Genomic DNA, 19,528 nt, shown 5'->3' on the forward strand with positions numbered 1-19,528 from the left:
ATGGGCTGTCACGAGCAGACCCGATAACCCGGTGACTGGCAGGCGTTGCAGTTGCCCTATAAAACCAGCGAGACGAACATGAAAATGGAAAACCCCAGTCCGATGCAATGGCATTTCTCCCGCCGCGCGCAGCAACTGCAAAGCTCGGTGATCCGCGACATCCTGAAAATCACCGCTCGCCCGGAAGTGATTTCGTTTGCCGGCGGCCTGCCGTCGCCGGCCACGTTTCCGGTCGCCCAGATGCGCGCCGCCTATGAGCGTGTGCTGAGCGGGCAGGGCAAGGTGGCGCTGCAGTATGGGCCGTCCGACGGCTACGCGCCGCTGCGCGCCTGGATCGCCGATTCGCTGTCGGCCGACGGCGCGCGCATCGCGCCGGAGCAGGTGCTGATGGTGTCCGGCTCGCAGCAGGGACTGGACTTGCTGGGCAAGGTGCTGATCGACGAAGGCGATCGGGTGCTGGTGGAAACCCCCAGCTATCTCGGCGCGCTGCAGGCATTTTCGGTGTACGGGCCCGAACTGGTGTCGGTGGCGAGCGACGACGACGGCTTGCTGCCGGACGCGGTGGCCGCCGCCGGGCAGGGCGCGCGCATGCTGTACGCGCTGCCGAATTTCCAGAACCCGACTGGCCGCACGCTGTCGCTCGAACGCCGCCATGCGCTGGTGGCGAACTGCGCCCGCCTCGGCCTGCCGCTGATCGAGGACGATCCGTATGGCGCCCTGAGCTACCGCCATGCGCCGTTGCCGAAAATGCTGGGCATGAATCCGGATGGCGTGATCTATATGGGGTCGTTTTCCAAGGTGCTGACGCCCGGTATCCGGCTCGGTTACGTGGTGGCGCCGCAGCCGCTGGTGCGCAAGCTGGAACAGGCCAAGCAGGCGGCCGACCTGCATACCGCGCAACTGACGCAGATGGTGGTGCATGAAGTGATCAAGGATGGCTTCCTCGAGCAGCACATTCCGACCATCCGCACGCTGTATGCCGATCAGTGCCAGGCGATGCTGGCGGCGCTGGACGAATTTTTTCCGGCAGGCGTGCGCTGGACCAGGCCGGAAGGCGGTATGTTCATCTGGGTCACGCTGCCGCCGCAGATCGACAGCATGGCCTTGCTGAACGAGGCGATCGCGCACAATGTCGCGTTCGTGCCGGGCGCTCCGTTCTATGCCGGCGCGCCGCAGTCGAATACGCTGCGCCTGTCGTTCGTGACCGTGCCGCCGGCGAAAATCCGCGAAGGTGTGGCGCTGCTCGCCAAACTGGTTGCGGCCAGGATGTAAGCCGCGGTGCCTGCGCCGGTGGCGCAGGCGCTAGCAGGCGCATTCCTTTTTCGCAAACTGCCGCACAGGCAGCGCTGCCAGCAGCCGCTGCAGTCCGTGCCCCCACGACGCTTCCTGCTCGACCCGCACCGTGCCGCGCCCGATTGGCTCCACCAGCGTCAGGCCATCGGTCGGCACCACGAACACCTGGCCCGGGCTGAGCTGGAAATCGGTGAGCTCGTTGTAGGCGGTTATCCAGATGGTGCCGGCCAGCGCCTCGATCTTGCGGCCGCGCGCGCCGCGCATCCGCAGCGGATGGTTTTCGTGCAGATCGAAGTCAATCCGGCTGCTTGCGCGGGCAATCACTTTCGGTTCCATCTCGTTCTCCTTCGGTTCGACAGGGCTTCAGAATAGGTGCCGGCCCAGGTTCCGAACAGATGCAGCAAACTGAAATTGTGACCATCACAGTTGGCATTGGATTAAACTGTACTGGTCGAAAAACGACGGCACTGTATCCTTGCCGCCGGACGTCATTCGCAGCACACTGCCGATATGTCCGCACAACTCAACCTCTATGAGAACCTGGCCGACGAACTGGGCGCGTTGATCGCCAGCCGGGTTCTGGCGCCAGGCGATCGCCTGCCCTCGATCCGCCACCTGGCGCAGCAGAAGCGGCTGTCGATCAGCACCGTGATGCAGGCGCTGCGCCTGCTGGAAGATCGCGGCTTGGTCGATGCCCGGCCGCAAGCCGGGTTTTACGTGCGGCAACGGGTGCGGACCTTGCACAGCATCGCCAGCACGCCAGCGCTGAAAGAGCCGATCTTCGTCGGCATCAACAACCTGCTGATGCAGGTTCTGGAAGCCAACAGCGCACCCGGGCTGGTCCAGCTCGGTTCCGCCTGGCCGTCCGATGAATTGCTGCCGGTCAAGCGCATCCAGCGCGCCATCAGCAGCATCGCGCGCCGCGCGCCGAGCCTGCTGACGCGGGAAAGCTGTTTCGATATCAACGAGCCGAACCTGGTGCGCCAGGTGACGCGGCGTGCGCTCGATTGGGGCAAGCTCGATCCGCGCGAGCTGATCGTCACCAATTCCTGTGCCGAGGCGATCAACCTGTGCCTGCGCGCGGTGGCCAAGCCGGGCGACACGATCGCGATCGAATCCTCGACCTACTTCGTGCTGCTGCAATTGATCGAAAGCCTGGGCATGAAGGCGCTCGAGATTCCGACCGACCCCAAGACCGGGCCCTCGATCGACGCCCTGGAACTGGCGCTGGGCGAAGGCCTGGTGCAGGCGTGCCTGTTCGTTCCGCATGCCAACAATCCGCTCGGCAGCGTGATGCCGGAGGCCAACAAGAAGCGCCTGGCGGCGCTGCTGGCGCGGCATCAGGTGCCGCTGATCGAGGACGACGTGTTCGGCGACCTCTGTTTTGGCGCGGAACGGCCGTGGCCGGTCAAGGCCTACGACACCTCCGGCAACGTGATGTTGTGCTCTTCGTTTTCGAAGGCGGTCAGCCCAGCGTTGCGGGTCGGCTATGTGGCGGCCGGCAAGTACGCGCGGCAGGTCGCGTTCCTGAAAACGGTGTCGAGCGGAACCACCAGCCATTTTTTCCAGGAAGTCATGGCCGACTTCCTGACCGGCAGCAGCTATGACAACCAGGTCCGCAAGATGCGGCGCGCCCTGGCGCAGCGCGCGGCGCAAATGTCGGACGCGGTGGCGCGCGCCTTTCCGGCGGAATGCGCGATTTCCGAACCGCAGGGCGGATTCGTGCTGTGGATCCAGTTGCCGCCCCACGTCGATGCGCTGGCGTTGCATGGCCGCGCGCTCAAGAACGGCATCGCCTTCATGCCCGGCCAACTGTTTTCCGCCTGCGGCCGACAGACCAACTACCTGCGGCTGAACTATGGCAACAGTTGGAGCCCGGCGATTGCGCAGGCGATTCGCGACCTTGGCGTGCTGGTGGCGCGGGCTGCCGACGCTGCCTGAGGCGTGCAGGCGAAGGCCGGCTCGAATCGGGCCCTGCCGGGACAGGCTTGATCACAGCCTGCCGCAGCCGAAAAAAGCCCTCACCAACTTTCTGCTCCTTCGATATACTCTAAACAGTGGTGCAATATTCTGCTTGTACCTCAAATGAGTTTTTCATATACTCCTTCCTATTGTAAATAATGACATGAACCGTCGGCTCCACCTTGGGCTCTGACCGGGTCGTTTTGCGATGGATGGATTGACCACCTTGTCCGGCTTCGATATAGAGTCGGGCGATGGTGCGGCAGGAGCAACCCGGGCAAGCGCCCCGATATCGGGAGCTCGCGAATCCTGCCGGGTACGGCTGGTTCAACAGGAAGGCAGTCATGAGCGCTTTTGGGTTTCCGGAAGGCGGCGGATTACCGTCCGTCGAGGCGGCGGCCAGCCCGAACGCCGGGCCACCGACAACTGCGGGCGAACCGCAGCCGGCGGCGCGTCAGGGCGCCGATGCCGATCTTCATCCGCGCTGGCTTGAAACCGCGCTGGCGGCAGTGTCCGATTTCCATTACGCGTTCGATCTGAACGGCCGTTTCTGTGACGTCGATCAGGCGTTTGCGGGATTGCTGCGACGGCCGGCGGCCGACATCCTCGGCAGGAATTTTTCCGAACTCGGCTATCCGCCCGAACTGGCGGCGACCTTGCAGCGGCTGATCATGCAGGCGATCGACAGCCGCCAGCCGGTGCGGCACGAAACCCCGTCTACCCTGGCGCTCGGGGCGGGCGGCTGTCACGAATACGTTTTTGCGCCGGTGCTGGCCGCCGACGGCACGGTCGAGGCGGTGGCCGGTGCGGCGCGCGACATCAGCGCCTGCCGCGACGTTGCGCAGGCGCTGCGAGTGGCGCATGACGAACTGGAACAACAGGTGCGCCGCCGCACCGCCGAATTGCTTGCGGCCAACCAGTTGCTGCGCGAATCGCAGCAATTGCTGCGTCATCTGGGCGCGCACCGGGAGCACGTCAAGGAAGAAGAACGCAAGCGCATCGCGCGCGAGATCCATGATGAACTGGGACAAAGCCTGCTGGCCTTGCGCATCGACGTTTCGCGCCTGCAGGCGCGTGCCGGCAATCCGCATTCCAGCCTCCGCCAGCGGACCGGTGCGGCGTTGCAGCAGATCGATCTGACCATCCAGTCGGTGCGCGGCATCATCAACAATCTGCGGCCGCCGGTGCTCGATCTCGGGCTGCACGCGGCCATCGAATGGCAGATCAAGGATTTCAAGCGGCGCAGCGGAATCGACTGCGAGCTGATCGGCGGCGGCGCCGATTTCGACGCCGCCGTGGGGGAGGAGCGCGCGATCGCCTTGTTCCGCGTCCTGCAGGAAGCCCTGGCGAATATCGTGCGCCATGCGCGGGCCGGCCGCGCCACCATCGAGTTACGCCGTGGCGATAGCATGCTGATCATGAAAATCGGCGACGATGGTGTCGGTATGGACACCGCCGCGGCGCGCAAGTCCGGTTCGTTCGGGCTGGTCGGGATGCGCGAACGGATCAGCTACCTGCAGGGACAATTGGCGATCGACAGCGCGCCCGGAAAGGGCACGGCGCTGACGGTATCGATCCCGCTGGTGGACGGACTGCAGCCGGCCACGGCTCAGCCGGCTATGCCACCGGCGCCAGCGTCTCCGGCTTGATTTTTGCCGTCGGCAGCCGGCCTTTGCGCGCGCGCTTGCCGATATGCGGTGCCAGCGCGGCAGCCGAGAGCGTCACCTCCTGCGCCTTGCCGCCGCGCCCGCTGCCGGCAACGAGCACGCCTTTCTGGCTGATCGGCTGCGCCGCCAGCAGCTTCTCGCCCGGTTCCAGATCCATCAGGATCACGCCGCGCCCGCCATTGGCCAGCGTCTTGATTTCCTGCAGGCCGAATACCAGCAGCCGTCCGCGTGCCGACAGGCAGGCGATGGCGCTGGCATCCTCGGCGAGTGGTGCCGGGGCCAGCGGCTTGTCGTCCGCATCCAGCGTGACGAAGGCCTTGCCGCCCCTGGTGCGGCTGGTCATGTCGCCGGCGCGGGCGGTGAAGCCATAGCCGGCGTCGGACGCCAACAGCAGCGTGCTGTTGGCGGGACCGGCGAAATAGTGCAGCAGGCTGGCGCCCGCCGCCAGATCGATCAGGGTCGTCACCGGCACGCCGTCGCCGCGGCCGTTCGGCAGCAGCGCCACCGAGACCGAATAAACGCGCCCGCCCGAATCGAAGGCCAGCAAATCGTCCACGCTGCGACACTCGAAGCTACGGTACATGCGGTCGCCGGCCTTGAACGAGAACTGGCTGGCGTCGTGCCCGTGGCCGCCGCGCGCGCGCACCCAGCCCTGCTGCGACACGATCACCGTCACCGGCTCGTCGACCACCTTCTGCTCGACCACCGCTTTTTCCGCTTCCTCGATTAGCGTGCGACGGGCGTCGCCGAACTGCCTGGCGTCGGCCTCGATTTCCTTGATCACGCGCCGCTTCAGCGCCGCCGGATTGTCCAGCAGCTCGTGCAGCGTTTCCTTCTCGCTGCGCAACTCGGCCAGTTCCTGCGCGATTCGGATCGCCTCCAGCCGCGCCAACTGGCGCAGGCGGATTTCCAGGATGTCCTCGGCCTGCCGCTCGGACAGGCGGAACGCGGCAATCAGCGCCGGCTTCGGCTCGTCCGATTGGCGGATGATGCGGATCACTTCATCGATGTTCAGCAGGACCGCTTCGCGCCCCTCCAGGATATGGATGCGGTCGTCGATCTTCTGCAGCCGGAACTGCGTGCGGCGGGTGACGGTGGCGAAGCGGAACTCGATCCATTCCTGCAGGATTTGGCTCAAGCCCTTCTGCCGTGGCCGGCCGTCGCCGCCGATCATCACCAGGTTGATCGAGGTGCTCGATTCGAGCGAGGTATGCGCCAGCAGCAGGTTGGCGAATTCGTCCCGATCGAGGTTTTTTGATTTCGGCTCGAACACCAGCCGCACCGGTGCCTCGCGGCCCGATTCGTCGCGCACCGCATCGAGTTGGGCCAGCATCAGCTGCTTGTTGGCCTGCTGTTCGGCGGACAGCGATTTCTTGCCGAGCCGGACTTTCGGGTTGGTCAGCTCCTCGATTTCCTCCAGCACCTTTTGCGACGAGGTGCCCGGTGGCAGCTCGGTCACCACCAACTGCCACTGGCCGCGCGCCAGGTCTTCGATCTTCCAGCGCGCGCGCACCTTGAGGCTGCCGCGCCCGCTCTGGTACATCTCGGCCAGCGCCGTCGCCGAGGTGATGATCTGGCCGCCGCCGGGAAAATCGGGGCCGGGCAAGAGGCTCATCAATTCCGCGTGCGGCAGCTTCGGATTGCGGATCAGCGCCACCGCCGCCTGCGCCACTTCCTGCAGGTTGTGCGACGGGATCTCGGTGGCCAGGCCGACCGCGATGCCGGAGGCGCCGTTCAACAGCGCGAACGGTAGCCGCGCCGGCAGCAGCTTCGGCTCCTCGGTCGAGCCGTCGTAGTTGGGCTGGAAATCGACCGTGCCCATGTCGATCTCGTCCAGCAGCAGTTTGGCGATCGGCGTCAGGCGCGCCTCGGTGTAACGCATGGCGGCGGCGCCGTCGCCGTCGCGCGAGCCGAAGTTGCCGTGGCCGTCGATCAGCGGATAGCGCAGCGAGAAATCCTGGGCCATGCGCACCAGCGCGTCGTATACCGACTGGTCGCCGTGCGGATGCAGCTTGCCCAGCACGTCGCCCACTACTGCCGCCGATTTGCGCGGTTTGGCGCCAGCATTCAGCGCCAACTGGTTCATCGCGTACAGGATGCGCCGCTGCACCGGCTTCTGGCCGTCGCAGACATCCGGCAACGCGCGCCCCTTGACCACCGAGATCGCATACTCGAGGTAGGCATGTTCGGCAAAAGAGGCAAGGGTCAGGGATTCGCCATCGGCGGCGGGGGCGTCAAACAGGTTGGCTTGTTCGGTCATCTTATTCGGCAAATGGATCGGGTAAGGACGGCGGGAGGCTGGGCAGCTCGGACAGTTCCGGCACTGGCTCCGGCAAATTCCGGCGTGCCGGAAGCGTCATGCGGATGCGCTGGAAGCGCGCCAGTTCGGGCGGCTGATACAACTGGTAGAACTCGGTCACCAGCTTCACGTAATTGCGGGTTTCCGGGTAGGGTGGAATCTTGTTGTCGTACTTCTGCACCGCGCCTTCGCCGGCGTTGTAGGAAGCCAGCACCAGGTCCGGGCGCTGTGGAAACAGCAGGTGCAAGTCGTGCAGGTAACGAGCGCCGAGGCGGATGTTGGTCTTGGGGTCGGTCAGCTTTTGCGCGATGCTTTTCTTCCTGTCGGCCTGCAGCCCATAGCGGGCGGCGGTCTCGGGCATCACCTGCATCAGGCCGACCGCGCCCTTGGGCGATACCGCACCGGGGTTGAAGCCGGATTCGGCTGCCATGATGGCTTTCAGCAGCGCCGGTTCGAGCTTGAATTCGCGCGCCGCCTGCTCCAGCAGCGCTTCGTATTTTTTCAGGTTCGGATGTTGCGCCAGCGCTTGCAGCAGCGGCGATGCCGGCGCGGCCGGTTGGCGCGTCAGCTTGCCGGGCGTCAGCAGGTCGGCTGCCTCGAACGGCTTGTCGCCGCCGCGCAGGAACAACTGATAACGGCCATCCAGCTTGACCGTGGAAAAATGCCCCATGCCCTGGTCGTCGACATAGCCATACACGTCGGCGTGCGCGGCTAGCGGCAGCACGCTGCACGCTGCCCAGCATAACGCCGCGAGATAGGCTTTTGGCTGCATCAGATATCGGCTTCCGCCTCGTTGCCGTGCTCTTCGAGCCAGGCGCGGCGCGCCGCTGCTTCGCCTTTGCCCATCAGCATGTTGAAGCGCAGCGCCGACGCCGCGGCGTCGAATTCACCCAGCGCCACCGGCAGCAGGCGCCGGGTATCCGGGTTCATCGTGGTTTCCCATAACTGCTCGGCATTCATTTCACCCAGTCCTTTGAAGCGTGAAATACTCCAGGCGCCGTCCTTCACGCCGTCCTTCGTCAGTTTGTCCTCGATCGCCGCCAGTTCGCCGTCGTCCAGCGCATACAGTTTTTGCGCCGGCTTCTTGCCGCGCGCCGGGGCGTCCACCCGATACAGTGGCGGCCGCGCCACGCAGACGTGGCCGCGTTCGATCAATTGCGGGAAGTGCTTGAAGAATAGCGTCAGCAGCAGCACCTGGATATGCGATCCGTCAACGTCGGCGTCGGAAAGGATGCAGACCTTGCCGTAGCGCAGGTTGCTGAAATCCGGCGCATCGTTCGGGCCGTGCGGGTCGACCCCGATTGCCACCGCGATGTCGTGGATTTCATTGTTGCCGAACAGGCGGTCGCGCTCGGTTTCCCAGGAATTCAACACCTTGCCGCGCAGCGGCAGGATCGCCTGGAATTCCTTGTCGCGCCCCATCTTGGCCGAGCCGCCGGCGGAATCGCCTTCCACCAGGAACAGTTCGTTGCGGGAAATGTCGTGCGACTCGCAATCGGTCAGCTTGCCCGGCAGCACCGCCACCCCGGACGATTTTTTCTTTTCCACCTTCTGCGCCGAACGCAGCCGGGTTTGCGCCTGCCGGATCACCAGCTCCGCCAGCTTCTTGCCGTACTCGATGTGCTGGTTGAGCCAGAACTCCAGCGCCGAGCGGGTGAAACCCGACACCAGCCGCACCGCATCGCGCGAATTCAGGCGTTCCTTGATCTGGCCCTGGAACTGCGGGTCCAGCACCTTGGCCGAGAGCACGAAGGAGGCGCGCGCAAAGACGTCTTCCGGCAGCAGCTTGACGCCTTTGGGCAGCAGCGAATGCATTTCGGCGAAGCTTTTCAGGGCCCCGAACAGGCCGTCGCGCAAGCCCGATTCATGCGTGCCGCCGTTTGGCGTCGGAATCAGGTTGACGTAGGATTCGCGCACCACGCTGCCTTCCTCGGTCCAGGCCACCACCCAGGCCGCGCCTTCGCCTTCGGCAAAGCCGTCGGTGTCGGCCGCCGCGTATTGTTCGCCCTCGAACAGCGGGATCAGCAAATCGCCGTGGCCGGCCTGGGTTAGCGCTTCCAGCAGATAGCCGCGCAAGCCGTGCTCGTAGTGCCAGGTCTGGCGCTGTTCTTCATTCTTGCCGGCCTTGGCGCTGACCAGCGTCACCACTACCCCCGGCAGCAAGACCGCCTTGGAGCGCAACAGGCGTTGCAACTCGGCTTGCGGAATCGCGGCCGAGTCGAAATATTTGGGGTTGGGCCAGACGGTGACGCGGGTGCCGGATTTCTTGTCGCCACGCGCGGCCGGTGCCGAGGAGAGCGGTTCGATTACTTCGCCGTCGGCGAACGCCATCCGGTGCACGCCGTTGCCATGCTCGTCGCGGCGCCAGACCGTGATCTCGAGGCGCGACGACAGCGCGTTGGTGACCGAGACCCCAACCCCGTGCAGGCCGCCGGAAAAGGCATAGGCGCCATCGGCGCCCTTGTTGAACTTGCCGCCGGCGTGCAGCCGGGAAAACACGATTTCCACCGTCGGCACCTGTTCTTCCGGGTGCAGGCCGACCGGAATGCCGCGCCCGTCATCCTCGACGCTGATGCTGCCGTCGGCATGCTGCGTCACCGTGATTTCCTTGCCGTAGCCGCCGAGCGCTTCGTCCGAGGCGTTGTCGATTACCTCGGCCAGGATGTGCAACGGATTTTCGGTGCGGGTATACATGCCCGGCCGCTGTTTGACCGGCTCCAGCCCCTTCAGGACACGGATCGAGGATTCGCTGTAATCGGATACGGAATTTTTTTTGGTGGCCATGCAATTCGGACGTGATGGAAAAAAGCGCGCTTGTATTCAACACGCGCCAAGGGCGGAAAACGTAAGATGCTGCATTCTAATGAAAAAAAGCGTGCGCTGCGGCAGCGGCAAAGCGCCTCGCGGCAGTGGCGTACAGAGATCGGGCGGCGCTGTGGCATTCGGAACAAGCGGCAGGCCCTGACGCCGTTTAGTTGTTAAAATGGCAAAACATTCCCCACTTTGCCCGGTCCATATGCCCGCTACCCAGCCGTCGATTGCACTGCGCTTCATCGGCTTTCCACCTCATGAAGCCAGCGTTCTGGCCGCCACCTTACCGATCGAGCAGGGCCGCCGCTATCGTTATTCCCGCTTGCCGGACGACAGCTTACAGGACGCCGACGCCTTCCTGGTGAATGGCGACGAGCTGGCGGCGCTGGCGACATTGTCCACCCTTGGCCCGAGCGTGCTGCGCCCGGCCTTGCTGATCGGCTCGCCCTCGGTCAAGTTGCCGCATCCCTCCGTGCCACGGCCGATACGCTGGAACCGCCTGTTCGAGGCGCTCGACGCGCTGCTCGACCAGCGCAGCGCGGCACTAGTCCGTCTGCAGGCGGCGCACCGGGTAGCGGTACCGGAACGGCGTCGCCGCAACCGGGTCGATTTCGACCTGACCGATCCGGCCGAGTACGAGCGCATGCGGGCCGCCCCGGCGGCCAACCACGGCGTGCTGCTGGTCGATCACTCCTCGGCCTTGCGCGATGTCCTGGCCGAGATTCTGGCGCCGCACCAGATCGACGTCGAGCAGGTGGCTAGCGCGGCGGCCGCGCTGGACGCCTGTGCGGTGCACGCCCGGGTGCTGGTCCTGATCAATACCGCCGCGCCCGAGGCCAATCCGTATCATCTGTGCGCTGAAATCAAGAAGCGCGTCGGCAGCTTGCGTCCAGCGGTGGTGTTTTTGACGGACGCGAGCTTCCACTACGATCGGGTTCAGGCGAAGGCAGCCGGCTGCGACGGTTTTCTGATGAAACCGCTGACGCGGCAGCAGTTGCTGCCGGTCCTGAACAGGTTTTTGCCGCTGACGCGCTAGCTGGCTTGGTTCGCCGATCTGCCTATTTGCTCAGCAGCCGCATGCCGCGTTCCAGGCCGTCGATGGTGACCGGGAACATGCGGTTGTTCATGATCTGGCGGATCACCGAAATCGACTGGCGGTACTGCCACAGCCCTTCCGGCTCCGGATTCAGCCAGATGAATTTCGGGAAGGCGCTGGTGAAGCGGGCCAGCCAGACCGCGCCGGCTTCCTCGTTGTTGTATTCGACCGAGCCGCCCGGCTGCAGGATTTCATACGGGCTCATGGTGGCGTCGCCGACGAAGATCAGCTTGGTGTCCGGCTTGTACTTGCGCAAGATGTCCCAGGTCGGGAAGCGCTCGGCGTGGCGGCGCCGGTTGTTCTTCCACATGTAGTCGTAGACGCAGTTGTGGAAGTAGTAGAACTCCATGTTCTTGAATTCGGTCTTCGATGCCGAGAACAATTCCTCGGTGCGCGCGATATGGTCGTCCATGGTGCCGCCGACGTCGAACAGCATCAGCACCTTGATGTTGTTCTTGCGCTCCGGCTGCATCTTGATGTCGAGGTAGCCAGCGTTGTTGGCGGTGGCGCGGATGGTATCGTCCAGCGCCAGTTCATCTTCGGCGCCTTCGCGCGCGAACTTGCGCAGGCGGCGCAGCGCCACCTTGATGTTGCGCGTGCCGAGTTCGCGCTCGTCGTCGTAGTCGCGGTAGGCGCGCGCCTCCCACACCTTGACCGCCGTGCGGTTGCCACCCTTGCCGCCGATGCGGATGCCTTCCGGGTTGGTGCCGCCGTGGCCGAAGGGCGAGGTGCCGCCGGTACCGATCCACTTGCTGCCGCCTTCGTGGCGTTCCTTCTGTTCTTCCATCAGCTGCTTCAGGCGGTCCATCAGCTTGTCGTAGCCGAATTTCTCCAGCTCGGCGATCTGTTCCGGCGTCAGCTCGCGCTTCATGCGCTGCACCAGCCAGTCGAGCGGGATCTCGCCGTTCTTGTCGAACACCGCCTCGATGCCCTTGAAGTAGTGGCCGAAGGCCTGGTCGAACTTGTCATAGTGCGCTTCGTCCTTGACCAGCGTCATGCGCGACAGGTAGTAGAAATCGTCGAGCGAGGGCGCGATCACGCTCTTTTGCATCGCCTCCAGCAGGATCAGGAATTCCTTGATCGAGACCGGGATCTTGGCGTCTTTCAGCGTGAAGAAGAAATCGATCAGCACGGCACTTCCTTGCGGTCGAGTTTGAATTGCAGATGGCGCCGAATCGTCGGCCATTCCGAGGCGATGATGGAAAACACCACGGTATCGCGCAAGGAACCGTCGGCCAGCCGCTGGTGGTTGCGCAGGATGCCGTCCTGTTTGGCGCCAAGGCGGGCGAGCGCCGCGCGCGATTGCTGGTTCATCCAGTGCGTGCGGAATTCGACCGCGATGCAGGCCAGCGTCTCGAACGCATGCGTCAACAGCAGCAGCTTGGCTTCGGTGTTGATCGCGGTGCGCTGTGCGCTTGCGGCGTACCAGGTCGAGCCGATTTCCAGGCGGTGGTTGGCGCTGTCGATATTCATGTAGGTGGTCATGCCGCACAGCGCGCCGGTGTCGAGCCGGCGTACCGCGAACGGCAGCATGCTGCCCTGCTTTTGCAGGCCGAGGCGGCGTTCGATCTCGGCCGCCATGCCCTCGGGCGCCGGCACCGAGGTGTACCAGAGCTTCCACAACTCGCCATCGGCTGCCGCCAGCGCCAGCGCGTCACGCTGCTGCAGCGTTAGCGGCTCCAGGCTTGCGTGGCGGCCGGCAAGGGTGAGCGGTTGCAGCTGCATCATGGCCGTGATCAGGAAATAAATTTCATACTTGTTGGAGTATTTTTCAAGTTCGCCGGAAAATCTGCGAAAAACGCATGGTTTTTAGGCATACTCCTGTTATCGATTAGCGCGCGACATGAACACCAGGCGCTCGAACAGGTGCACGTCCTGTTCGTTCTTCAGCAGCGCGCCGTGCAGCGGCGGCACCACGGTCTTGGCATCCTTGCTGCGCAGCGCCTCCGGCGGGATGTCTTCGGCCAGCAGCAGCTTCAGCCAGTCCAGCAGTTCCGAAGTCGATGGTTTTTTCTTCAGGCCCGGCACATCGCGCACTTCGTAGAAGGTCTGCAGGGCCTGCGCCAGCAAGTCCTTTTTCAGGTTCGGGAAATGGACGCCGACGATGTCCTGCATCGTGTCCTTGTCGGGAAACTTGATGTAGTGGAAGAAGCAGCGGCGCAGGAAGGCGTCCGGCAATTCCTTTTCATTGTTGGAGGTGATGATCACCAGCGGCCGGTGCTTGGCCGTCACCATTTCGCGCGTCTCATAGACGTAGAACTCCATGCGGTCGAGTTCGCGCAAGAGGTCGTTCGGAAACTCGATGTCGGCCTTGTCGATCTCGTCGATCAGCAGGACCACCTGTTCGCCGGCGGTGAAGGCCTGCCACAGCACGCCTTTGACGATGTAGTTGTGGATGTCCTTGACGCGTTCGTCGCCCAGCTGCGAATCGCGCAGGCGCGACACCGCGTCGTATTCGTACAGTCCCTGCTGCGCCTTGGTAGTGGACTTGACGTGCCATTGCAGCAGCGGCATACCGAGCGCCGCCGCCACTTCCTCGGCCAGCATGGTCTTGCCGGTGCCCGGTTCGCCCTTGATCAGGAGCGGGCGCTGCAGCCGCAGGGCGGCGTTGACGGCCAGTTTGAGGTCGTCGGTGGCAACATAAGTCTGGGAACCTTCGAAACGGGTGTCTGGTCGCATAGCGGTGTCATCGAGAAGAAAAAAATTATGCCCCAGTATAAGCGAGATCAGGATCGCCGCCGTGCGCCGCCGGGAATGCTCTCCGGCGGTGGCCGACCTGCAACAAACCACCCTTTCCACATGAAAATATTCTTGCTCAAGATCGGTGTATTCTGGCGCCGGTTGCACCGCGGTAGCCGTGCCCGGCACACGCCGCACCTGCATGACGAATCGCAGGTAGCGGCGCTGATGGGCCGCGCCAACCCGTTTGCCGGCTGGGATCAGCGCGCCAACTGGATGATCGACGTTGCCGAATGGCTGCGCAGCGAACAGGCGGCGGACGGGCGCTATCAGCGGGTGCATTTCCTACTGGACTGGCTGGATGGCCATCGCGACTTGCGCCGGCTGGTGCAGGCCACGCTGCAAAAAACCTTGCGCGAAGCGAGCGGCCCGGAATTGTTTTCCGCTACAGGCCTGCCGCGCGAGCCGGCCTTCTTCAGCGAGCTCGGCCAGCGCGTCGCCCGGAAAATGTTGCCGCGTGCGCCGGCCAACATGGATCTGTCGGCGTTGTTTACCGCGATGTTTCCCAGACCGGCCGATGCCGACTGGTTGCTGGGGATGGAGCGCCAGATGCTGCGGCGCATCTGGAAACTGGCGGCGGACGATGGCATTGCCCATGCCTATCGCAAGCAGATCGATGAAGCCCTGACTTACCTGGCGACGGTGGTGATTTCAGTCGGCATCAGCCCGGAATTCCGCCAGCGTCTGGGGGCCAGGCTGCCGTTGCAGGCGACGCCGTTCATGGCGCTGCGGCGTGAATTGGAGAAATTCCTGGTTGCCGGTGCGCATGACGTCGGCGCGCTGCGCAGTGTGCGCATGCTGATCGCGGTTTGCCAGGCGCAGACCGACAAGATCTATGCGCATCTGGATGAATACGGGGTGTCGCTCAGCCTGGTGTACAAGGTCGAGCGAATGCGGGCGCAACTGCTGCGCATCGGCTGCCTGATCGACTTGCGCGCCGCCGATGGCGACAGCGAGGGCGACGGGCAGGTGCAGGCACAGAAGCTGCTAGCAGAGTTGATTGCCGCCCATCATCACCGCTCGTCGATCCATAGCCTGGTGCAGCGCAGTTTCGCGTTGCGCGCGCGCAAGGCGGTCGAGCGCAATAGCGCGCACGGCGAGCGTTACCGCGTGCGTGACCGCCGGGAATACCGGGCACTGCTGAAGGCGGCGGCAATCGGCGGCGGTGTCGCTGGCTGTGCGGTGGTGGGAAAAATTTTCCTGAGTACCCCCGGCGCCGGTATGGCCGGATTTTTTGAAGGCGCTTTTGCGGCGCTCGGTTATGCCGCGATTTTTCTGGCGATGGTTGTCGTCGGCGGGCGGCTGGCCGGCTGCCAGCCGGCGGCGACCGCACCGGCACTGGCGGCCCGGACGGGCGCGCTGGATACGACATCCGGGTTGCGCCGCTTGCTGATCGAAATCGCCCATCTGTTGCGGGCGCAGAGCGCGGTGCTGGCAGGGAATGTGCTGGCCGTGCTGCCGACGGTGGGCGGGTTGGCGCTGGCACACGGCTGGCTGCGCGGCATACCGTTGATGAGCGCCGGCGAGGCTCATGCCGTCCTCGAGCAATTGTCGCTGGTGGGCGCAACGCCGCTGTTGGCCGCATCGACCGGCGTGCTGCTGTTTCTGGCCGGCTTGCTGGCCGGCTCTGCCGATAACTGGTTCGCGCTGCGCCGTTTGCGCCAGTCGCTGGCGCAGAACCGGCGCCTGGTGCGAGTTCTGGGCGCGGCCCGGGCCGAGCGCTGCGCCGACTGGCTGGAGCGCAATCTGGCGCGCATCGCCGGCTACCTGGCGCTGGCGACGCTGCTCGGCATCGTGCCGGTAGTGGCGGAATTTTTCGGCCTGCCGCTTGACGTGCGGCAAGTGACGCTGGCAACGGGGGCGCTGGTGGCGGCTGCCTCTAGTCTCGGCTGGAACGCCCTGACTTCACCGCAATTCTGGCTGGCGCTGGCCGGCGTCGGTGTTACCGGCTTGCTGAACATCGGCGTTGGTTTCGGCTGCGCGCTGATGCTGGCACTGCGCGCGCGCGAAGTGCCAGGGCGTGCGCGCCGGCTGGTGCTGCGCGCGCTGGCGCGGCGCATGCTGGCGGCACCGCGCTTTTTTCTGTTGCCCGGCAGGAATCGACAGAATTCCGACGCCGCGACGCTTGAAACCCTGGAGCGCGCCACACAGCGCAGGCGCCGGCAAGCCTGATCACACCGTCGCCACACCCCAAAACGAGTTTGGACGAAGCAATATTATTGAGTTAGAATTAGTCACTTTTTGTGCTACGGGGCAATGATTTGGATCAATTCTGCCGCGCATTGCGATAAAAACCGGTTCCGCTTCTTACTACTCCGCTCAATATGAAAAAAATATTCGCACTTCTCGCGCTGGCGGCGGCTGCCAATTTTGCCGTTGCTGCGGATCTGGTCGGCAACGCCAACGCAGCCAAGGAGAAAGACAAGGTCGCCATGTGCATCGGTTGCCACGGCATCCCCGGCTACAAGACCGCCTTCCCCGAAGTCTACGCGGTACCGATGCTAGGCGGCCAGAGCGCCAAATACATCGAGAGCGCGCTGCATGCGTACAAGAAGGGCGATCGCAAGCATCCGTCGATGCGCGGCATTGCCGAGGGCCTGTCGGATCAGGACATCGCCGATCTCGCAGCCTATTACGCACAACAAAAATAACGGGGACGCACATGAACAAGATTCTCACCTCGCTTGTGGCCGTATTCTGCGCGACCGCCGCCGCCGGCGCGCTGGCGGGCGGCAATGCCGAAGCCGGCAAGGCCGCCGCCACCAAGTTCAACTGTGCCGCTTGCCACGGCGCCGACTACAACACGCCGATCGATCCGAGCTACCCGAAGCTGGCCGGCCAGCACCAGGATTACCTGGAGCATGCGCTGCTGGGCTACCAGCGCGGCGCCAACGGCGCCAATGGCCGCGGTAACGCGATCATGGGCGGCCAGGCGAAGGCGCTGTCACGCCAGGACATCCAGAACATTGCGGCATACCTGCACAGCCTGCCGGGAACACTGGTGCTGCGCAAGTAATCACAGCAGGCTCTGAAACCAAAAAAAACCACGGCTGGCCGTGGTTTTTTTTATGATGGGGAGAATTCCGGTTTCAACGCCGCTGGACGCATTCGAGATAGGCCGCGCCATCCGGCGGCAGGCCGCTGCGCTGCGACGTCCAGATCATTTCGCCCAGGCATTCCATGATTTGATGATGCGCCTCGTGCTCGGAGCCCAGGCGTTGCGCCAGCGCCAGGAAGGCGGCGCGGATACCGGGCGGCTGATCGATTGACAGTTGTTCGGCGATCGACAGGTGCATTGCCAGGTGCAGGAAGGGATTGCTCTGGCCGTGCTCCACCGTGTAGTCGGCGGCCAGCGCCTGCTCGACATCGCTCAGTGCATCGTTATATTCGGGATGCTGCACGATCCAGTCGCGCGCAATCGCTTCCAGCGGGGTCAGGATTTGATTGTGGCGTTGCTTGCGCTGCACTTCGCAAAAAAATTGCCGGACTTCGTGCTGGGATGGATTGAACATCGGAGGTCGCGAAAACGGTGAAGGTTTCATTGTAGCGGCTTGGCGGCCCACAGGCGGACGCGCATTCGGCTACCATACGCAACGCTTTGTGCCGTAACCACGGCATTTTTTCATTTCACGATGGATTGTCATGTTGAACGATGCCGCACTCGATACGCTCTTTCGCCACGCCCGCAGCCACAACCGCTGGTCCGACCGGCCGGTGGACGATGCTCTGCTGGAGCAGATTTTTGAACTGATGAAATGGGGACCGACCTCGGCCAACTGCTCGCCGGCGCGCCTGGTGTTCGTCAAGTCGGCCGAGGCCAAGGAGCGGCTGGTGGCCTGCATGGACCCCGGCAACGTGGACAAGACGCGCAGCGCGCCGGTGATCGCAATCGTCGGCATGGATCTGGAGTTTTACGAAAAGCTGCCGCAGTTGTTTCCGCACACCGATGCCCGCTCCTGGTTTGCCGGCAATCCGGCCAAGATCGAGGAAACCGCGTTCCGCAATTCCTCGCTGCAGGGCGCCTACCTGATCGTCGCGACGCGCGCGCTCGGGCTCGATTGCGGCCCGATGTCCGGCTTCAGCCCGCAACGGGTGAACCAGGAATTTTTTGCCGGCACCTCGGTGCGCGCTAATTTCGTCTGCGGCCTCGGTTACGGCAATGGCGAGCATCTGCACGCGCGCTCGCCGCGGCTGTCGTTCGAACAGGCCTGCAAGGTTGTTTGATCGCGGGTCAGACGCCGCTGGCCGGCCGCGGCGTTTTCGCCTTGTACTCGCACAGGTCGGCGATCATGCAGTTCCAGCATTGCGGCTTGCGTGCCAGGCAGGTATAGCGCCCGTGCAGGATCAGCCAGTGGTGCGCGTTGAGCCGGAATTCGGGCGCCACCACCTTCATCAGCTTGTGTTCCACCGCATCCACGGTCTTGCCCGGGGCCAGGCCGGTGCGGTTGGCGACGCGGAAAATATGGGTGTCGACCGCGATCGCCGCTTCGCCGAAGGCGGTATTCAGTACCACGTTGGCGGTCTTGCGTCCGACCCCCGGCAGCGACTGCAAGGCTTCGCGCGAGCGCGGCACCTGGCCGTCGAAGTCAGCCAGCAGGCGGCGGCAGGTCTCAACCACGTTCTTGGCCTTGGTGCGATACAGGCCGATGCTCTGGATGTACGGCGTCAGCCCGTCGACCCCGAGCGCGGCTATCGCTGCCGGCGTATTGGCGACTGCATACAGGCGACGGGTCGCTTTGTTGACCGAGACGTCGGTGGCTTGCGCCGACAGGATTACCGCGACCAGCAATTCGAACGGCGTGGTGTATTCCAGCTCTGAGGTCGGATGTGGGTTGGCGGCCTGAAACCTCAGGAAAATCTCGCGTCGTTTGTCGTCATTCATGGTTGCTCTTGGTGTTGATCGCGGTCCGTCGCCGCCATTTGCTCCTTGCGCAAGCGTGCGCGCTCGATCGCCGCTTCGATGATCGCCTTCTTGCGCGCTGCCTCCTCCTGCTGCTGCGGGGTCTGCTGCGTTTCAGTACTCAATTCCTGCAGCTTGGCGGCCGCCTTGGCCGCCAGCCGGGCGTCGTTTTCGCGCGCTTCGCGCTGCAGCCGATCCTGGCGCAGTGCAAAGCGTTCCCGCGCCGTATCGGCCTGCGCCGGCGACCAGGCATCCCAGCCGGTGCGGCCGGGCGTGACCTCGACCATCGCAATGCAATCGACCGGGCACGGCGCCACGCACAAGTCGCAGCCGGTACACAGGTCCGGAATGACCGTGTGCATCTGCTTGGCGGCGCCAACGATCGCGTCCACCGGGCAAGCCTGGATGCACAGGGTGCAGCCGATGCACAGGGCTTCGTCGATCAGCGCCACCGCGCGCGGCCGTTCGGTGCCATTGGCTGGATTCAGCGCCAGGGGCGGTTGGCCGAGCAGCGCCGCCAGTCGGGCTACCCCGGCCGCGCCGCCGGGCGGGCACTGGTTGTAAGCGGCGCTGCCGGCGGCAACCGCTTCCGCGTACGGCCGGCATCCCGCAAAGCCACATTTGGTGCACTGCGTTTGCGGCAACAGGTCTTCGATGCGGTCCGCAAGCGCGGTGCCATGGGATGGGACTGGAGGATTCGACGACATGGGATGATTATCCCGGCAAATGCGTTCGGACGCCAACTGCGGCGCCAAATGAAA

At 64.2% G+C, this 19,528-nt stretch carries 18 protein-coding genes; 8 read left to right on the plus strand and 10 right to left on the minus strand.

What is annotated here, in order from left to right:
* Positions 1–78: 78 nt before the first annotated feature.
* Positions 79–1,272 (plus strand): aminotransferase-like domain-containing protein, encoded by a 1,194-nt coding sequence (locus ACK2VC_RS13940; RefSeq protein ID WP_486730988.1) that lies wholly within the window; start codon positions 79–81, stop codon positions 1,270–1,272.
* A gap of 30 nt (positions 1,273–1,302) precedes the next feature.
* Here ACK2VC_RS13940 and ACK2VC_RS13945 read toward each other — a convergent pair whose 3' ends face one another.
* The gene (locus tag ACK2VC_RS13945) at positions 1,303–1,629 is read right to left on the minus strand and encodes a DUF2917 domain-containing protein (RefSeq protein ID WP_486730989.1); all 327 of its coding nucleotides are present in this window, start codon (positions 1,627–1,629) and stop codon (positions 1,303–1,305) included.
* Positions 1,630–1,803: 174 nt separating this feature from the next.
* On the opposite strand from ACK2VC_RS13945, the gene ACK2VC_RS13950 reads away from it, so the two are divergent.
* On the plus strand, positions 1,804–3,234 hold the full coding sequence (locus ACK2VC_RS13950) for an aminotransferase-like domain-containing protein (protein WP_486730990.1): 1,431 nt from the start codon (positions 1,804–1,806) through the stop codon (positions 3,232–3,234).
* A gap of 365 nt (positions 3,235–3,599) precedes the next feature.
* On the plus strand, positions 3,600–4,904 hold the full coding sequence (locus ACK2VC_RS13955; RefSeq protein WP_486730991.1) for a PAS domain-containing sensor histidine kinase: 1,305 nt from the start codon (positions 3,600–3,602) through the stop codon (positions 4,902–4,904).
* On the opposite strand, the gene parC is transcribed toward ACK2VC_RS13955, so the two are convergent.
* From parC to ACK2VC_RS13970, 3 genes are read right to left on the minus strand one after another with little or no spacing between them, the layout of a single operon-like run.
* Complete coding sequence (gene parC / locus ACK2VC_RS13960) at positions 4,873–7,182, minus strand: DNA topoisomerase IV subunit A (RefSeq protein WP_486730992.1); 2,310 nt, start codon at positions 7,180–7,182, stop codon at positions 4,873–4,875. The genes ACK2VC_RS13955 and parC overlap by 32 nt on opposite strands.
* Position 7,183: 1 nt before the next feature.
* Positions 7,184–7,993: a lytic transglycosylase domain-containing protein gene (locus ACK2VC_RS13965; protein WP_486730993.1), complete on the minus strand. Its 810-nt coding sequence runs from the start codon at positions 7,991–7,993 to the stop codon at positions 7,184–7,186.
* The gene (locus ACK2VC_RS13970) at positions 7,993–10,005 is read right to left on the minus strand and encodes a DNA topoisomerase IV subunit B (protein ID WP_486730994.1); all 2,013 of its coding nucleotides are present in this window, start codon (positions 10,003–10,005) and stop codon (positions 7,993–7,995) included. Before ACK2VC_RS13970 ends, ACK2VC_RS13965 begins: the two co-directional genes overlap by 1 nt.
* A 232-nt stretch (positions 10,006–10,237) precedes the next feature.
* Between ACK2VC_RS13970 and ACK2VC_RS13975 the strand changes: the two genes are divergently transcribed.
* The gene (locus ACK2VC_RS13975; protein WP_486730995.1) at positions 10,238–11,068 is read left to right on the plus strand and encodes a response regulator; all 831 of its coding nucleotides are present in this window, start codon (positions 10,238–10,240) and stop codon (positions 11,066–11,068) included.
* 22 nt (positions 11,069–11,090) lie between these two features.
* Here ACK2VC_RS13975 and ACK2VC_RS13980 read toward each other — a convergent pair whose 3' ends face one another.
* The 3 genes from ACK2VC_RS13980 to ACK2VC_RS13990 form a co-directional block, all read right to left on the minus strand.
* Positions 11,091–12,260: a vWA domain-containing protein gene (locus tag ACK2VC_RS13980; RefSeq protein ID WP_486730996.1), complete on the minus strand. Its 1,170-nt coding sequence runs from the start codon at positions 12,258–12,260 to the stop codon at positions 11,091–11,093.
* A complete protein-coding gene (locus ACK2VC_RS13985; RefSeq protein WP_486730997.1) occupies positions 12,254–12,856 on the minus strand; it encodes a GNAT family N-acetyltransferase in 603 nt (200 codons plus the stop codon). Before ACK2VC_RS13985 ends, ACK2VC_RS13980 begins: the two co-directional genes overlap by 7 nt.
* Before the next feature lie 96 nt (positions 12,857–12,952).
* Positions 12,953–13,807, minus strand: coding sequence for an AAA family ATPase (locus tag ACK2VC_RS13990; protein WP_486730998.1), 855 nt, complete (start codon positions 13,805–13,807; stop codon positions 12,953–12,955).
* Between the two features lie 120 nt (positions 13,808–13,927).
* Between ACK2VC_RS13990 and ACK2VC_RS13995 the strand changes: the two genes are divergently transcribed.
* The 3 genes from ACK2VC_RS13995 (at position 13,928) to ACK2VC_RS14005 (ending at position 16,883) form a co-directional block, all read left to right on the plus strand.
* Positions 13,928–16,039: a preprotein translocase subunit TatB gene (locus tag ACK2VC_RS13995; RefSeq protein WP_486730999.1), complete on the plus strand. Its 2,112-nt coding sequence runs from the start codon at positions 13,928–13,930 to the stop codon at positions 16,037–16,039.
* Between the two features lie 152 nt (positions 16,040–16,191).
* Complete coding sequence (locus ACK2VC_RS14000; RefSeq protein ID WP_486731000.1) at positions 16,192–16,518, plus strand: c-type cytochrome; 327 nt, start codon at positions 16,192–16,194, stop codon at positions 16,516–16,518.
* A gap of 11 nt (positions 16,519–16,529) precedes the next feature.
* A complete protein-coding gene (locus ACK2VC_RS14005) occupies positions 16,530–16,883 on the plus strand; it encodes a c-type cytochrome (RefSeq protein WP_486731001.1) in 354 nt (117 codons plus the stop codon).
* A gap of 73 nt (positions 16,884–16,956) precedes the next feature.
* Here ACK2VC_RS14005 and ACK2VC_RS14010 read toward each other — a convergent pair whose 3' ends face one another.
* A complete protein-coding gene (locus tag ACK2VC_RS14010; RefSeq protein ID WP_486731002.1) occupies positions 16,957–17,379 on the minus strand; it encodes a DUF1841 family protein in 423 nt (140 codons plus the stop codon).
* 130 nt (positions 17,380–17,509) lie between these two features.
* On the opposite strand from ACK2VC_RS14010, the gene ACK2VC_RS14015 reads away from it, so the two are divergent.
* Entirely contained in the window at positions 17,510–18,091 is a 582-nt protein-coding gene (locus ACK2VC_RS14015; RefSeq protein WP_486731003.1) for a malonic semialdehyde reductase, read from the plus strand.
* Between the two features lie 7 nt (positions 18,092–18,098).
* Here ACK2VC_RS14015 and nth read toward each other — a convergent pair whose 3' ends face one another.
* Positions 18,099–18,749, minus strand: coding sequence for an endonuclease III (gene nth / locus ACK2VC_RS14020; RefSeq protein WP_486731004.1), 651 nt, complete (start codon positions 18,747–18,749; stop codon positions 18,099–18,101).
* Positions 18,746–19,474: an electron transport complex subunit RsxB gene (gene rsxB, locus ACK2VC_RS14025; RefSeq protein WP_486731005.1), complete on the minus strand. Its 729-nt coding sequence runs from the start codon at positions 19,472–19,474 to the stop codon at positions 18,746–18,748. Before rsxB ends, nth begins: the two co-directional genes overlap by 4 nt.
* Positions 19,475–19,528 lie beyond the last annotated feature (54 nt).

This window comes from Herbaspirillum sp. WTB6 (assembly GCF_057457785.1).

Coding starts and splice junctions, on each gene's coding strand:
- parC (WP_486730992.1), bottom strand. CDS start 7,182: ATGACCGAACAAGCCAACCTGTTTGACGCCCCCGCCGCCGATGGCGAA.
- ACK2VC_RS13945 (WP_486730989.1), bottom strand. CDS start 1,629: ATGGAACCGAAAGTGATTGCCCGCGCAAGCAGCCGGATTGACTTCGAT.
- ACK2VC_RS14000 (WP_486731000.1), top strand. CDS start 16,192: ATGAAAAAAATATTCGCACTTCTCGCGCTGGCGGCGGCTGCCAATTTT.
- ACK2VC_RS13985 (WP_486730997.1), bottom strand. CDS start 12,856: ATGATGCAGCTGCAACCGCTCACCCTTGCCGGCCGCCACGCAAGCCTG.
- ACK2VC_RS14010 (WP_486731002.1), bottom strand. CDS start 17,379: ATGTTCAATCCATCCCAGCACGAAGTCCGGCAATTTTTTTGCGAAGTG.
- ACK2VC_RS13970 (WP_486730994.1), bottom strand. CDS start 10,005: ATGGCCACCAAAAAAAATTCCGTATCCGATTACAGCGAATCCTCGATC.
- ACK2VC_RS13940 (WP_486730988.1), top strand. CDS start 79: ATGAAAATGGAAAACCCCAGTCCGATGCAATGGCATTTCTCCCGCCGC.
- ACK2VC_RS13955 (WP_486730991.1), top strand. CDS start 3,600: ATGAGCGCTTTTGGGTTTCCGGAAGGCGGCGGATTACCGTCCGTCGAG.
- ACK2VC_RS13950 (WP_486730990.1), top strand. CDS start 1,804: ATGTCCGCACAACTCAACCTCTATGAGAACCTGGCCGACGAACTGGGC.
- ACK2VC_RS14015 (WP_486731003.1), top strand. CDS start 17,510: ATGTTGAACGATGCCGCACTCGATACGCTCTTTCGCCACGCCCGCAGC.
- ACK2VC_RS14005 (WP_486731001.1), top strand. CDS start 16,530: ATGAACAAGATTCTCACCTCGCTTGTGGCCGTATTCTGCGCGACCGCC.
- ACK2VC_RS13975 (WP_486730995.1), top strand. CDS start 10,238: ATGCCCGCTACCCAGCCGTCGATTGCACTGCGCTTCATCGGCTTTCCA.
- ACK2VC_RS13965 (WP_486730993.1), bottom strand. CDS start 7,993: ATGCAGCCAAAAGCCTATCTCGCGGCGTTATGCTGGGCAGCGTGCAGC.
- rsxB (WP_486731005.1), bottom strand. CDS start 19,474: ATGTCGTCGAATCCTCCAGTCCCATCCCATGGCACCGCGCTTGCGGAC.
- nth (WP_486731004.1), bottom strand. CDS start 18,749: ATGAATGACGACAAACGACGCGAGATTTTCCTGAGGTTTCAGGCCGCC.
- ACK2VC_RS13990 (WP_486730998.1), bottom strand. CDS start 13,807: ATGCGACCAGACACCCGTTTCGAAGGTTCCCAGACTTATGTTGCCACC.
- ACK2VC_RS13995 (WP_486730999.1), top strand. CDS start 13,928: ATGAAAATATTCTTGCTCAAGATCGGTGTATTCTGGCGCCGGTTGCAC.